This window comes from Pseudomonas sp. MC6 (assembly GCF_054790575.1).
In genome coordinates this window covers 977,505-989,970 of record NZ_CP186504.1, presented here as the reverse complement: position 1 = coordinate 989,970, position 12,466 = coordinate 977,505, and the positions used below count along the sequence as shown (strand labels likewise).

Below are 12,466 nucleotides of genomic sequence, written 5' to 3'. Positions count from 1 at the left end.
TCAGGCGCCGGCCTTCCACTCACGGGGGCTGAGCCCGGTCTTGCGCCGAAACGCTCGGGCCAACGCCGACGGACTTTCGTAACCGACTTCCTCGGCAATCAGCGCAATCGCTTTGCCTTCACGCAGGCGCTTTTGCGCCAGACTGACGCGCCAGCTCAGCAGATAATCGGCCGGCGTCTGCCCGACCACCCGATGAAACTGCTCGGCAAAACTGGCGCGGGACAAGTTGGCGACAGCGGCCAGATCCGCCACGCTCCACGGCTTTTGCGGTTGCTCGTGCATCAGGTTCAAGGCGCGCGACAGACGTGGATCGGCCAGCCCGGCGATCATCCCCGGTTGCTGCTCGCGACTGCTGATCAGATGCCGCAACAGCAGAATCACCAGCAATTCGAACAGGCGATCCATTACCGCCACGCGTCCGCAATGCCCTTCGAACGCTTCCTTGAACAGCCACTCCACAGTGCTGGCCAATTCCGGGATTTGCGTCAGTTTGAGCACCAGATAATCCGGCAGTGACGCCGCCAGTGCATTGCCGGAGCCGCCATCAAACGTCAGCGTTGCGCAAACCACCTGAGTGTCCATGGCTTCGTCAGCAAACATGCGATGGGCGAAGGGTCTGGGGAAGAAGATCAGTGACGGTTCACTGAGGCGGACCTCGCGCTCGCTACCCGGCTTGAGCAGTAACTCGCCGGCCTGCAACAAATGCACATGGCCGACCGGTTCATTTTCATGAACCGCGACGCCGCAGAACGTGCCGCTGTGAAAAGTGCCGGCAGTCACACCGAAATGGCTGAGCAATGTTGAAAGGCGATCCATGGACGACTCCAAGGGCATATCTGGACGATCTGCCGCATATCCTCGACGATTTGCCGCCAACCCACCAGCCTCACTCAATAACATGACCTCCATCCCCGGCGCACTACGCACCGGACTCTCGGAGCATCACCATGAGCCGCATCCACGCAATCAGCCTCGAAACCGCCGCCGACGCCAGCCGCCCAGTACTGGAAGGCGTGAAAAAGAAAATCGGTTTCCTGCCCAACGTCTTCACCACCCTGGCCAAAGCGCCGGTGGCCCTCGAAACCTACGTACAAGCCTCGGCGATCCTCGGCAAAACCTCGCTGAGCGCCCAGGAAAAAGAAGCGGTGTACCTCGCCACCTCACAGGTCAACGGTTGCGACTACTGCCTGGCGGCACACACCTTGTTTGCCGGCAAGGCCGGGCTCTCGGCGCAAGACATCGTCGCCGCCCGCCAAGGCGAACTCAACGCCTACGCCACCCTCGCCCGTCAGCTGACCGAAAGTCGCGGCCATTTGACTGATGAACAGATCACCGCCGCCCGCGCTGCCGGCATCGACGACGTGAAGATCATTGAAGTGATTGCACTGGTGGCCGTGCAGAGCCTGACCAACTACCTGAACAACGCGGCGCTGACCGACATTGACTTCCCCGCCATCTGAATCCGGCCACACAAAACCTGTTGGAGCTGACCTGCTCGCAATAGCGGTGTGTCATTCAAAGCATCTTTGAGTGACACACCGCTATCGCGAGCAGGCTCACTCCTACAGTTGGATCGGGTACATCAGCAAGAAACAGGTCGGCTGTCAGGCCGCCTTCGCGAGCAGGCTCGCTCCCACAGTTGGATCGGGTACATCAGCAAGAAATTGGTCGGCTGGCAGGCCGCCTTCGCGAGCAGGCTCACTCCTACTGTTGGATCGGGTATATCAGCAAGAAATTGGTCGGCTGGCAGGCCGCCTTCGCGAGCAGGCTCACTCCTACTGTTGGATCGGGTATATCAGCAAGAAATTGGTCGGCTGGCAGGCCGCCTTCGCGAGCAGGCTCACTCCTACTGTTGGATCGGGTATATCAGCAAGAAATTGGTCGGCTGGCAGGCCGCCTTCGCGAGCAGGCTCACTCCTACAGTTGGATCGGGTACATCAGCAAGAAATTGGTCGGCTGGCAGGCCGCCTTCGCGAGCAGGCTCACTCCCACAGTTGGATCGGGTACATCAGCAAGAGATTGGTCGGCTGGCAGGCCGCCTTCGCGAGCAGGCTCACTCCCACAGTTTTAACGTGCGTACAACCCAAGCGGCAAAGCCGCCCCACTCAACAGGATGAGCGTTAGCTCGGCTGCAGCTCTTGATCTTGATCCACGGGCGACGTCGGAAGGCTGAGTGGAGGGATTCATCCGGGCGTGGGAGCGCAGCGACCGTTTGGCGAAGCCAAACACAGCGAGAGGAGGTGCAGCGAAGCAAACCGTAGGCGCTGCGCCCGGAGGGATCCCGGAGCGAAGGAACCCCGAGCCCCAGCGAGCGGGCCGCACGTAGGAGCAAGCCTTTTTGGTTACTTTTTCGGCGTCTGGAAAAAGTGACCCGCCGTAAGGGCGGAACCCTAATCAGCAACACCCGCAGCAACGGATATGCCCCCAGTAAGCCAGATAATCAGTGATGCACCTCACCCGCCCGCTTCAGCAATTTCTTGCACCGCTCGGACAAATGAAACACCTGCAAATGCTTCCCCGCCTTGGCATAACGCTCGCGCAAAGTCCTCAACGCCGCAATCGCCGAATAATCGACAAAACTCAAATGCCGACAATCCAAAGTCACCCGAGCCGGATCATTAGCCGGATCGAACTGATTGAGAAACGGCGCAGTCGAGGCAAAAAACAACGTGCCATGCAGACGATAAAGCTTACTGCCATCAGCCTCCAGATGCTCATCAGCGTACAACTCGCGGGCCTGCTGCCAGGCAAAGTTAAGCGCGGCAATGATAATTCCGCAGAGCACAGCGGTGGCCAGATCAGTGAACACCGTGATAGTGGTCACAGCAATGATCACCAGCACATCGTTAAGCGGCACTTTGTTCACCACCCGCAACGACGCCCAGGCAAAAGTCTGCTGCGACACCACAAACATCACACCCACCAGCGCCGCCAAAGGAATACGCTCAATCAGCGGCGACAGAAACAGGATAAACAACAGAATCAGCACGCCAGCGACCACGCCAGACAAACGCCCGCGCCCGCCAGAACTGAGGTTGATCACGGTCTGGCCGATCATCGCGCACCCGCCCATACCGCCGAACGCACCCGAGACCATATTGGCCGCACCGAGCGCCACACACTCGCGATCCGGATAGCCACGGGTTTCAGTGATTTCATCGGTGAGATTCAACGTCAACAGAGTTTCCAGCAGACCGACCAGCGCCATCAGAATCGCGTAAGGCGCGATGATGCGCAGGGTTTCAAGATTCCACGGGATGTCCGGCAATGCGAAAGTCGGCAAGCCACCGGCAATGTGCGCCATGTCGCCAAGGGTGCGGGTCGGCAGGCCGAACAGGTAGACCAACAGACCGACGCCGAGGATCGCCACCAGCGCCGGCGGCACCGCGCGGGTCAGGCGCGGCAGGATGTAGACGATGGCCATGGTCAGCGCCACCAGCCCGGTCATCAGGTACAGCGGCGTACCGCTGAGCCAGTCTTCACCGCTCTTGAAATGCTCCAGTTGCGCCAAAGCAATGATGATCGCCAGCCCGTTGACGAAGCCGAGCATCACCGGATGCGGCACCATGCGCACCAGTTTGCCCAGGCGCAGCAGCCCGAACGCCATCATGATCAAACCGCCAAGCAACACCGTCGCCAGCAAATACTGCACGCCGTGCTGCACCACCAGCGCGACGATGACCACGGCCATCGAACCCGCCGCGCCGGAGACCATGCCCGGCCGCCCGCCGAACAACGCCGTCAGCGTGCAGATAATGAAGGCGCCGTACAGGCCCATCAGCGGATTGAGGTGGGCCACCAGCGCGAACGCAATGCATTCGGGCAACAGGGCAAACGAGGTGGTGAGTCCGGCCAGGACATCAGCGCGCAGACGAATCGGTTTCATGGCTTACCTATCGAGCAGCCACCGAGCGCGGCTGCAGGTGTTCGGGAAAAAGAGGGTTGCGGATGTTACGGAATTGTCGCGGATCGGGCCAGTGAACGCTGACACTTGTGGGTTCGGGCTTTATGCTGGCGCGCTCCTGTATTCATCGAGTTCGACATGTCTGCATTTCTGAGCGCCCGCCAGGTGTGCCAGCGTTTGCGTGAAGCTGCGCTGGGTGTGCTCGCTTTCAAAGTCTGCGAGCGGCCTGCCGAGGCCGGGCTGGTCGCGGTCGATATTGAGGGCTGGCTGTTGCTGCTGGATTTTGAAGGTGGGCGGTTACACCACTGTGAATGCGCCCGCAACGGCGATGGACAAGAAGGCTCGCTAGAGCGCTGGCAGCGTTACGGCACCGATCCGGTGAGTTTGCTCAGTACCTGGGAATTGGCGCAGATCGAGCAAATGCTGATGGCGGCTGTTCAGCCCTGACGCAAATCGAGCAAATAGGAGTAGTAACCCGTATCGCGGACATACCCCAATGATTCATACAGCCCCTGCGCGGTAAAGTTGTCGGTTGCGGTTTCGAGCATCAGTCCTTTGGCGCCCGTCTCTGATGCAAAATCCCGCGCAGTGTTCATCAGCAGTCGACCAACCCCGCGTCCACGGGCGGCAGGTGCGGTGAACAGATCGCTGAGCAGCCACGTGCGGTGAGCATCGATGGACGAAAACATCGGGTATAACTGCACGAATCCCAGCGCTTCGCCGTTTTCATCCTGAGCGAGAAAAATCGCTGATTCGTCGCCGGCCATGCGCTCGGCGATGAAGGCGCGCGATTGCTCAAGGTTCGACGGCTGCTTGTAAAAGCCTCGGTAGGCGTCGAACAACTGCGCCACCGCATCCAGGTGAGTGACGTCGGCCCGCAGTACCTGAAGGGTCATGTCCCCGCTCCGTTTCCAATCAATGATCGAAACAGCATAGCGCTGTCCGTCAAGTGTGCTGGCTTCACCGCTATATAGTTTTGTATATTGCGAAACCAAAATCGCCAGAACCTTTTCATGCCGTCTATTCAGTCTCCGTTTCCATGAGCGCCATCCGCGTACGCAACGAGCAGTTGATCCTCGCCGCCGCCAGCGAAGAGTTCGCCGTCAACGGCTTCGACGCCACCCAGACCCGCGATATCGCCGCGCGTGCCGGCGTGCCCAAGGCCAATCTGTATTACTACTTTCAGACCAAGGAAAACCTCTACGGCAAAGTGCTGCTGGGGTTTGTCGAGCCACTGCTGGAGGCCTCGGCAGTGCTGCGGGAAAGCGATGATCCGCTGACGGGGCTGCGCGCTTACGTCGCGGCGCGGATCCGGATTGCCCGCGAGCATCCAGCGATTGCCAAGGTGTTCAGCGGCGAGCTGCTGCTCGGCGGTCGACAGTTGCCGGACGAGTGCCGCGATCTGCTGCATGCCGAAGCGCGGCGCAATGTTGAATGCCTGCGCAGCTGGATCGAGCGCGGTTTGTTGGCGCCAGTGGATCCTGAACATTTGATGTTGTTTATCTGGTCGGCGACGCGCACGTACACCAACATTGGCTGGCAGATGGGCCAGATCATGGGGCGCGAAGTGCCGCAGGATGAGGATTATCAAACAGCGGCGCAGACGATCACGCGGATGGTGCTGGAGGGCGTGGTCGTAGCGCCGCGCACAGGCGAGATTCGTGGGGTTTTGTTTGCGACTTGAGGGGCTGTGGTTTCACAGCCCCTCGGACGCCAGCAGGATTGATGCGGGTCAGAGCATGAAATCCAGAGGCATATAGCCTTCCCCGCCTTTACTTGCATACCAGGCTTGCAGGACGTCCGGCATGCGCCCTTTCCATTGCGCAACATTCGTGTAGTAACGCGCGAGGGTTTTACCCCCAGCCTGGGGCACCAGGACTATGATCCAGAACTGCTCATTCGGTGCACGCATGACAATCGCCGCGTTGCTCGACGGCAATCCCCGGACCCAATAGTTGCTGACCTCACTGTTCGGCACGTCTTCAGAGGACTCACCGTCCATCTTCAAGCCGCAGTTTTGCAGTAGCGTCTGATAGTCGCCCTTAAGCAGCGTGTGCAACACTTCGTTTTCCCGCTGCGTTTGTGCCACACCCAGCGTGAGCAAATCATAGTCGACCAGGACTGTTTGCTTCGATGAAACATACCGTCCACCGTAGTAAACGCCCATTCCGGCGCCGCAATCGAAATCAGCGCCATCCTGTGCCACATCCATCACCCCGTTCAGGGCCTTGAAGGTTAAAACACACTCTCCCTGCTCGTAACGGGCCTGCGTCCCCTCTATCGTTGCGACGCCTTCCAGTTCACCCGAGTGGGAACCGTTCGCTGCTAAAATGTCGAAGGCGATGTGAGAAGCATCCTGGCGCCTGGTGGTGATTTCTGCCCCTTCCGAAACTCCCCAGGGAATCAGCTGCCAAGTGGCGTCCCAGGAAAACGGTTTGACCATGTATTCAAGAGCAGTGAGACGCATCAGGTACTGCCGGCGTAAACAGGGAGCCAGATCGTCACATTGATTACGTTGCTTAAGCCACCCTCGCTGATCCGCTTTAAGCGCTTTCGGGTCCGCAGCCTTGTTCAGGGTGGAACGCCAGCGCACCGCGAGTTGCTCGTCGAGTCGCGAGAGATCCGGATCGGCGCAAATGGCTTTTTCAGTCTTGCTGGCAGCGCTGGCGCAATCGAAACTGCTGGCCTGGGTGACAGCGGCAAACGCAAGGGCGGTCAGCAGCAAGGCATGACGCAGGGAGAGAGCGAACATCGAGAGATTCCATTCTTCGGACGGCGCGCAGTATGCCAGTGCAGCCAGCGAAAATCCCTGATGTGCATCGCAATCAGGGTTTAGCAATCACTGTGGGAGCGAGCCTGCTCGCGAAAGCGGTGGATCAGCCACGATCAATGTCGACTGACACACTGCCTTCGCGAGCAGGCTCGCTCCCACAGGGTTTTGTGTGGGTGGTCAGAACGTGATGTCGGCTGCGGGTTTGACGTCGATGCGGCCAGTAGCGCCGGTCAGGTGCGCCAGATCCTTATTGTGTTCGGCAATGATGTCTTCGGCGCTCATGTTGCCGTTGTCGACAGTAGAATGGGCGTCGGCCACAAGCACCACGTCATAACCCAGTTGGTGAGCCTGACGCACGGTGGCGTTGACGCCGTAATCGGTTTGCAGGCCGCAGATGACCAGTTTTTCGAAATCTTCGCTCGGCAGCAGTTTGCGCAAGTCGGTCTGGTAGAACGAATCCGGGGTGGTCTTGCGCACACGAAGGTCTTCAGCCGATGTCTCAAGGCCTTCGGCCAGTTGCCAGCCTTCGGCGCCATGGGCCAACGGGCTTTCCTTCTCTTCATGCTGAATCAGCACCACCGGCACGCCAGCCTTGCGCGCCCGGACGCTTAAACCGTTAATGGTGTCGATCACCCGGTGAATGTCGTAGCACTGGTATTCGCCCGAGCAGAGGGCGCGCTGGACGTCGATGATCAATAACGCGGTGGTCATGATGAGCCTTCCTTGATCAGTCCTTGAGACAGGGGCGGACGTAAGCCCGCCCCCTTTTTACGCCCCTCAGTAACCCAGTGACAAGCCTGTGTTACGGCGCGGATCATTGGCGCCGTAGAAACGGTTTTTGCCGACCGGTTTACCCCCCAGCGACGGTGCGCCGACCAGAATTGCGGCGATGTGGTTGGCGTCCTGCGGCCCGGCAAACTTGTGTCCCCAGCTCTCGAGGATCTTGCGCGTGTCCGGGCTGGCGGCGAAGTCTTCGAGGTTGGTTTCCTCCGGCATCCACTGCTGGTGGAAGCGCGGTGCATCGACCGCTTCCTGAAGGCCCATGCCGTAGTCGATGACGTTGAGCATGGTCAGCAAAGTCGCCGTGATAATGCGGCTGCCACCCGGCGTACCGACCACCATCACCACTTTGCCATCCTTGGTGACGATGGTCGGGCTCATCGATGACAGCGGTGCCTTGCCCGGGGCGATGGCGTTGGCTTCGCCCTGCACCAGACCGTACATGTTCGGCACGCCGACCTTGGAGGTGAAGTCGTCCATTTCATCGTTGAGGATCACCCCGGTCTTGCTCGCCATCACGCCCGCACCGAACCAGTCGTTGAGGGTGTAGGTGACCGACACTGCATTGCCCCACTTGTCGACGATCGAATAGTGGGTGGTGTTGCTGCCTTCATGGGGCGCTACGCCGGGTTTCAGCTCAGCCGACACGCCAGCTTTTTGCGGCTGGATGGCATCGCGCAGTTTGGTCGCGTAGTTCTTGTCCAGCAGGTGCTCGATCGGGTTTTTGACGAAATCCGGATCGCCGAGGTAGCTGTTGCGATCGACATACGCGTGGCGCATGGCTTCGATCTGATAGTGCATGCCCTGAGCCGAATGAAAGCCCAGATCCTTCATCGGATAGCCTTCGAGGATGTTCATGATCTGGCAGATCACCACGCCGCCGGAGCTTGGCGGTGGCGCCGAGACCACGTGATAGCCACGGTAGTCGCATTCCACCGGCGCCAGTTCGCGGGTCTTGTATTTGTCGAGGTCGGCCTGGGTGATGATGCCTTTGTTGGCCTGACTCGAGGTGACGATCGCATCCGCGACCCAGCCTTTATAGAAGCCGTCGGCGCCTTTTTCGGAAATGCTCCGCAGGGTCTTGCCGAGGTCCTTCTGCACCAGTTTCTGCCCGACCTGCATCGGCTCGCCTTTGCTGAGGAAGATCGAGCCGGAATCGCGCATGTCCTTCTTGAACACGTCGGTGGCGTACTCCAGCAACTCGACGTCACCCTGCTCCAGTTCGAAACCGTCTTCCGCCAGTTTGATCGCCGGGGCAATCATCTCCTTGCGCGGTTTGGTCCCGTATTTACTCAGCGCCAGTTCCATGCCAGAGACAGTGCCCGGCACGCCCACCGCCAAATGCCCACGGGTGCTCAGGTCGGGAATGACGTTGCCTTCATTGTCGAGGTACATGTTGGCCGTCGCTGCCAACGGTGCTTTTTCACGAAAATCGAGGAAGGTCTTGCGCCCGTCCGCCAGTTGAATGGTCATAAAGCCGCCACCACCGAGGTTGCCGGCTGCGGGATAAACCACCGCCAGTGCGTAACCCACGGCGACCGCCGCATCGACGGCATTGCCGCCACTTTTCAATACGTCGACGCCCACATGGGTGGCCAGATGTTGCGCGGTGACCACCATGCCGTTTTCGGCGGCAACCGGTGCGACTGACGCCGCGTGAGCCATGAGACAGCTGAGTGCCAGTGAGGTCGCTATCAGCGATTTGGCCAAAGGTTCGTACTTCATGAGTCGATCTCTTTTTTTGTTTTCAGGGTCTGTGCAAAACAGAGGGGAGGAACGCGTCAAGAGCACCAAGCAGTATGGTCGGCTTTGCGTATTGCGCCTCCCCGATCAGGCAGTATGCTGGGCGCTGTTGCCGCCCTGATCCGGAGCCTGCCGTCATGCCTTACACGTTCATCACCCTGCCCTCGCCCGTCGGCGAGCTGAAGCTGGTCGCGAACGGCTCACGACTGGCGGCCATCCTCTGGGAAAACGACAAACCGAACCGCGTGCGCCTCGGGCCGATGAGTGAGGCACCCGACAATCCGATCCTGATTCGAACGGCTCGACAACTTGAAGAGTATTTTTCCGGGACGCGTGACTGTTTTGATCTGGAACTGGATTTCGCCGGCACGGATTTTCAGAAAAAGGTCTGGGCGGCGCTGCTGACCATTCCATTTGGCGAGACACGCACCTACAGCCAGATTGCCGAACTGATCGGCAATCCCAGCGCCGTGCGGGCAGTAGGCGCCGCCAACGGACGCAACCCGATTTCCATTGTGGCGCCGTGTCATCGGGTGATCGGCGCCTCGGGGAAACTCACCGGGTTTGCCGGTGGGCTCGAGGCGAAAGAGCGCTTACTGACACTTGAAGGTGGCGACTGGTCGCAAATTGGCAAAACCGGGGATCTGTTTTAGCCAGTCAATACAGATCAAGAAATCGCAGCCTTCGGCAGCTCCTACCTGGAATGCGTTTTCCTGTAGGAGCTGCCGAAGGCTGCGATCTTTTGATTTATTGGGCAAAAAGGTTATTCATCGCCGCATACTGCAACAGCATGATGGTCTTGGCGTCACAGATCTCACCGCGCTGAAACGCCGCCAACGCGTCATCGAATCGCCACTCCAGCACTTCCAGCTCTTCGGTCTCCTCTTCCAGACCACCACCGTCGCTGACCTTTGATGCGGCGTCGTATTCGGCAATGAAAAAGTGCAGCTTCTCGGTCACCGAACCGGGACTCATGTAAGCCTCAAACACTTTCTTCACGTCGTGCACGCGATAACCGGTTTCCTCTTCGGCTTCATCGCGAATCCGTTGCTCCGGCGCCGCGCCTTCGAGCAAGCCGGCAGCCACTTCGATCAACAACCCATCATGCCCATTGACGAACACCGGCAAACGAAACTGCCGGGTCAGCACCACCGTGCGCTGCTCGCGGTTGAACAGCAAAATCGCTGCACCGTTACCACGGTCGTAAACCTCACGGGTCTGACGCTGCCACTCGCCGTTGTTGCGGTGATAGTCGAAGGTGATTTTCTTCAGCAGATACCAATCATGGGACAACACCTGAGTGTCGACGATATTGACCCGCTCGGCTGTGTTGGACATGACGCCTGATCCTGTTTCCTGAGTAAGCAGCCATGGTCGAATAATTGCGCGAACAAAAAAAGCCCGGCAGCGCTACCGGGCTTCTTTATTTGCAACTACCGAGCGATGAGCGAACGCGTGTCATCGATAGCCTGCTCGGCGAAAGAGACCCCGTGAATCAACGGCCCATAACGCCGACTGAATTCCCAGTTGTACGGCACGCCATCCTTGCTGGTGCCGTTGTCCCAATTCACCGACCAGGTCATCAAGCCCTTGATCGGTATCCCCTTGATCGCTAGACACTTGAGGACATTCCCGATCACGGTTTTGTCGATCACATAACCGGTGGCCGCCGCATCGTTGTTGGCCGGCAGGCCGATGACGAACTTGTCCGCCGGAATTCTGGTAAAGCCGCGAGTACCGGTCACGAGGCTTTCGGTCAGGTAGAAAAGGAAATCCTCCTTCAGCGCATCGTTGTTCTGCGCAATCCATGCACCCGCGCCGTTGTTGGCTTCCGGCACCCAGACCCCGTCACCGCCCTGGTTGTAGAACTGCGGGGCGATGAAGTCGTAGTAGCCTTCCAGTGCCTGCAGGTAGCTCAGGTATTTTCCGGTGCTGGTCAGGTATGGAAACTCCGGGGCCATGCTGATGATGAAATGCTTGCCCTGGCCTGCGTAGTGATCCTTGACTCGTTTCAGCGCGGCCGGCAGGACGGTCTTGTTGGCAGCGAAATCAATCGCGCTCTGTTCAAGATCGATGTCCAGTCCGTCGAAGCCATAGGTTTCCACCAGACGGATGATTTCATTGGCCAGTGGCTGTTCCTGGCCGCTGCGCAACTCGATGTGCGCGTCGGCACCGCCGAGGGAAATCAGCACGGCCCGACCCTGACTGTTGAGCACGCCGACCTGGCGGCGGAACTCGGCATCGGACACGTTGAACGGCTTGAAGGTCGGAATGCCGCTGCCCTTCATGAAGGCTACTGCAACGACGTTGTACTCCTTGGGCACTTCCTCCAGCGAGAGGCTGGCAAAGCGACCCTGGCGATAACCATCGCTCGGCCCCGCTGGCCAGTTGTGCCAGAAGCCCATAAGGATTTTTTTGCCGGCAATGCTCGGCATCAGCGAGGCGGCATCGCTCGCCGGATTTTGCATTAAAGAAAAGTCGATGTTTGACATGTTCTAATCCTTCAGAACGTGTGGGTTTGACGACGCTGCGCCGTTATTTGAAGTCGACGTCGAAGGCCTGATAGAAGGCGTTGCCGGTGTTGGCGACGATCCACATCAGCACGATCACGTGATGGCCTTTTTTGTTGGCTGGCAGTTTCACCGCGTGATTGACCTTGGCCTTCAGCTCATTCGGGTAGCTGTAATAAGGCACCTGAGTGTAGAAGTCCTCGAAGAACGGTTGCGCTTCAAGTTGCGCGCGGCTGATGCGTTGTTTCGGGTCCCAGCCATCCTTGGTGATCAGCCAGCGGTAACCACGGGTGGTGTGCGGCGCGGTGTATTCCCATTTGATTTCGAGGGTCTGCCCCGGGGTGACATTGAGCAGCGGCCAGGTGAACGGACGAGCGAGTTTTTTGCTCATTTCGTCATTGGTGAAGTTAACGCAATCACGGGCATCGCTCTTGCCACCGCTAAGAATGTAGCCATCGGCCGGTGGCGTGACACTGTCCGAATCACTCTGGTAAGGCGCCGGAAACGGCCCCGCTGCCAGTGCCGGGAAATTCTTCCCGCCTTCCATTTCGTTGACCTGCCAAGCGCCGAGCAATCCTTGCTCGATCGCTACCGCACCGCGGCTTGCAGGGGAAATGACACGACCGTGTCGCAGTTGGGTTTGGGTTTGTGGTTGATTCATTTTTTTCACTCCGTTGATTTAAGAACTCTCCATTCCGAGGAGAGGCCTTCAAGCTAACGGAGACGGATTTTTTGTCCATCGGCGGTTTTGTCGCA

Annotated in this window: 13 protein-coding genes; 4 read left to right on the top strand and 9 right to left on the bottom strand. The window is 58.8% G+C overall.

Going from position 1 to position 12,466, the window contains the following annotated elements:
- Positions 1-816 carry a cupin domain-containing protein gene (locus ACOYXE_RS04565; protein ID WP_460927921.1) on the bottom strand — a complete coding sequence of 272 codons (816 nt, stop codon included), beginning with the start codon at positions 814-816 and terminating at the stop codon, positions 1-3.
- A gap of 131 nt (positions 817-947) precedes the next feature.
- On the opposite strand from ACOYXE_RS04565, the gene ACOYXE_RS04560 reads away from it, so the two are divergent.
- The gene (locus ACOYXE_RS04560) at positions 948-1,460 is read left to right on the top strand and encodes a carboxymuconolactone decarboxylase family protein (protein ID WP_405123343.1); all 513 of its coding nucleotides are present in this window, start codon (positions 948-950) and stop codon (positions 1,458-1,460) included.
- A gap of 980 nt (positions 1,461-2,440) precedes the next feature.
- Here the strand turns inward: ACOYXE_RS04560 and ACOYXE_RS04555 are convergent.
- On the bottom strand, positions 2,441-3,886 hold the full coding sequence (locus tag ACOYXE_RS04555; protein WP_405123342.1) for a SulP family inorganic anion transporter: 1,446 nt from the start codon (positions 3,884-3,886) through the stop codon (positions 2,441-2,443).
- A gap of 156 nt (positions 3,887-4,042) precedes the next feature.
- Between ACOYXE_RS04555 and ACOYXE_RS04550 the strand changes: the two genes are divergently transcribed.
- Positions 4,043-4,351: a DUF7693 family protein gene (locus ACOYXE_RS04550; RefSeq protein ID WP_460927919.1), complete on the top strand. Its 309-nt coding sequence runs from the start codon at positions 4,043-4,045 to the stop codon at positions 4,349-4,351.
- Here ACOYXE_RS04550 and ACOYXE_RS04545 read toward each other — a convergent pair.
- Complete coding sequence (locus ACOYXE_RS04545; protein WP_460927917.1) at positions 4,342-4,800, bottom strand: GNAT family N-acetyltransferase; 459 nt, start codon at positions 4,798-4,800, stop codon at positions 4,342-4,344. The genes ACOYXE_RS04550 and ACOYXE_RS04545 overlap by 10 nt on opposite strands.
- A 143-nt stretch (positions 4,801-4,943) precedes the next feature.
- Here ACOYXE_RS04545 and ACOYXE_RS04540 point away from each other — a divergent pair, with 143 nt between their 5' ends.
- Entirely contained in the window at positions 4,944-5,588 is a 645-nt protein-coding gene (locus tag ACOYXE_RS04540) for a TetR/AcrR family transcriptional regulator (RefSeq protein WP_405123341.1), read from the top strand.
- A gap of 48 nt (positions 5,589-5,636) precedes the next feature.
- Here ACOYXE_RS04540 and ACOYXE_RS04535 read toward each other — a convergent pair whose 3' ends face one another.
- The 3 genes from ACOYXE_RS04535 to ggt form a co-directional block, all read right to left on the bottom strand.
- Entirely contained in the window at positions 5,637-6,656 is a 1,020-nt protein-coding gene (locus tag ACOYXE_RS04535; RefSeq protein ID WP_460927914.1) for a lysozyme inhibitor LprI family protein, read from the bottom strand.
- Positions 6,657-6,854: 198 nt separating this feature from the next.
- A complete protein-coding gene (locus ACOYXE_RS04530; RefSeq protein ID WP_460927913.1) occupies positions 6,855-7,388 on the bottom strand; it encodes a cysteine hydrolase family protein in 534 nt (177 codons plus the stop codon).
- Positions 7,389-7,454: 66 nt separating this feature from the next.
- Entirely contained in the window at positions 7,455-9,182 is a 1,728-nt protein-coding gene (gene ggt / locus ACOYXE_RS04525) for a gamma-glutamyltransferase (RefSeq protein ID WP_405123340.1), read from the bottom strand.
- 155 nt (positions 9,183-9,337) lie between these two features.
- Here ggt and ACOYXE_RS04520 point away from each other — a divergent pair, with 155 nt between their 5' ends.
- Complete coding sequence (locus ACOYXE_RS04520; protein ID WP_405123339.1) at positions 9,338-9,853, top strand: methylated-DNA--[protein]-cysteine S-methyltransferase; 516 nt, start codon at positions 9,338-9,340, stop codon at positions 9,851-9,853.
- 94 nt (positions 9,854-9,947) lie between these two features.
- On the opposite strand, the gene ACOYXE_RS04515 is transcribed toward ACOYXE_RS04520, so the two are convergent.
- The 3 genes from ACOYXE_RS04515 to ACOYXE_RS04505 all read right to left on the bottom strand — a co-directional run bounded on the left by ACOYXE_RS04515 (position 9,948) and on the right by ACOYXE_RS04505 (position 12,371).
- Positions 9,948-10,538: an NUDIX domain-containing protein gene (locus tag ACOYXE_RS04515; RefSeq protein ID WP_397481357.1), complete on the bottom strand. Its 591-nt coding sequence runs from the start codon at positions 10,536-10,538 to the stop codon at positions 9,948-9,950.
- 95 nt (positions 10,539-10,633) lie between these two features.
- A complete protein-coding gene (locus tag ACOYXE_RS04510; RefSeq protein WP_460927910.1) occupies positions 10,634-11,692 on the bottom strand; it encodes a chitinase in 1,059 nt (352 codons plus the stop codon).
- A 43-nt stretch (positions 11,693-11,735) separates the two neighbouring features.
- Positions 11,736-12,371, bottom strand: coding sequence for a lytic polysaccharide monooxygenase auxiliary activity family 9 protein (locus ACOYXE_RS04505; RefSeq protein WP_405123335.1), 636 nt, complete (start codon positions 12,369-12,371; stop codon positions 11,736-11,738).
- Positions 12,372-12,466: the final 95 nt, after the last annotated feature.

What these genes read in the sequence shown, in the direction of transcription:
- ACOYXE_RS04565 (WP_460927921.1), bottom strand. Translation starts at nt 816, where the DNA reads ATGGATCGCCTTTCAACATTGCTCAGCCATTTCGGTGTGACTGCCGGC.
- ACOYXE_RS04560 (WP_405123343.1), top strand. Translation starts at nt 948, where the DNA reads ATGAGCCGCATCCACGCAATCAGCCTCGAAACCGCCGCCGACGCCAGC.
- ACOYXE_RS04555 (WP_405123342.1), bottom strand. Translation starts at nt 3,886, where the DNA reads ATGAAACCGATTCGTCTGCGCGCTGATGTCCTGGCCGGACTCACCACC.
- ACOYXE_RS04550 (WP_460927919.1), top strand. Translation starts at nt 4,043, where the DNA reads ATGTCTGCATTTCTGAGCGCCCGCCAGGTGTGCCAGCGTTTGCGTGAA.
- ACOYXE_RS04545 (WP_460927917.1), bottom strand. Translation starts at nt 4,800, where the DNA reads ATGACCCTTCAGGTACTGCGGGCCGACGTCACTCACCTGGATGCGGTG.
- ACOYXE_RS04540 (WP_405123341.1), top strand. Translation starts at nt 4,944, where the DNA reads ATGAGCGCCATCCGCGTACGCAACGAGCAGTTGATCCTCGCCGCCGCC.
- ACOYXE_RS04535 (WP_460927914.1), bottom strand. Translation starts at nt 6,656, where the DNA reads ATGTTCGCTCTCTCCCTGCGTCATGCCTTGCTGCTGACCGCCCTTGCG.
- ACOYXE_RS04530 (WP_460927913.1), bottom strand. Translation starts at nt 7,388, where the DNA reads ATGACCACCGCGTTATTGATCATCGACGTCCAGCGCGCCCTCTGCTCG.
- ggt (WP_405123340.1), bottom strand. Translation starts at nt 9,182, where the DNA reads ATGAAGTACGAACCTTTGGCCAAATCGCTGATAGCGACCTCACTGGCA.
- ACOYXE_RS04520 (WP_405123339.1), top strand. Translation starts at nt 9,338, where the DNA reads ATGCCTTACACGTTCATCACCCTGCCCTCGCCCGTCGGCGAGCTGAAG.
- ACOYXE_RS04515 (WP_397481357.1), bottom strand. Translation starts at nt 10,538, where the DNA reads ATGTCCAACACAGCCGAGCGGGTCAATATCGTCGACACTCAGGTGTTG.
- ACOYXE_RS04510 (WP_460927910.1), bottom strand. Translation starts at nt 11,692, where the DNA reads ATGTCAAACATCGACTTTTCTTTAATGCAAAATCCGGCGAGCGATGCC.
- ACOYXE_RS04505 (WP_405123335.1), bottom strand. Translation starts at nt 12,371, where the DNA reads ATGAATCAACCACAAACCCAAACCCAACTGCGACACGGTCGTGTCATT.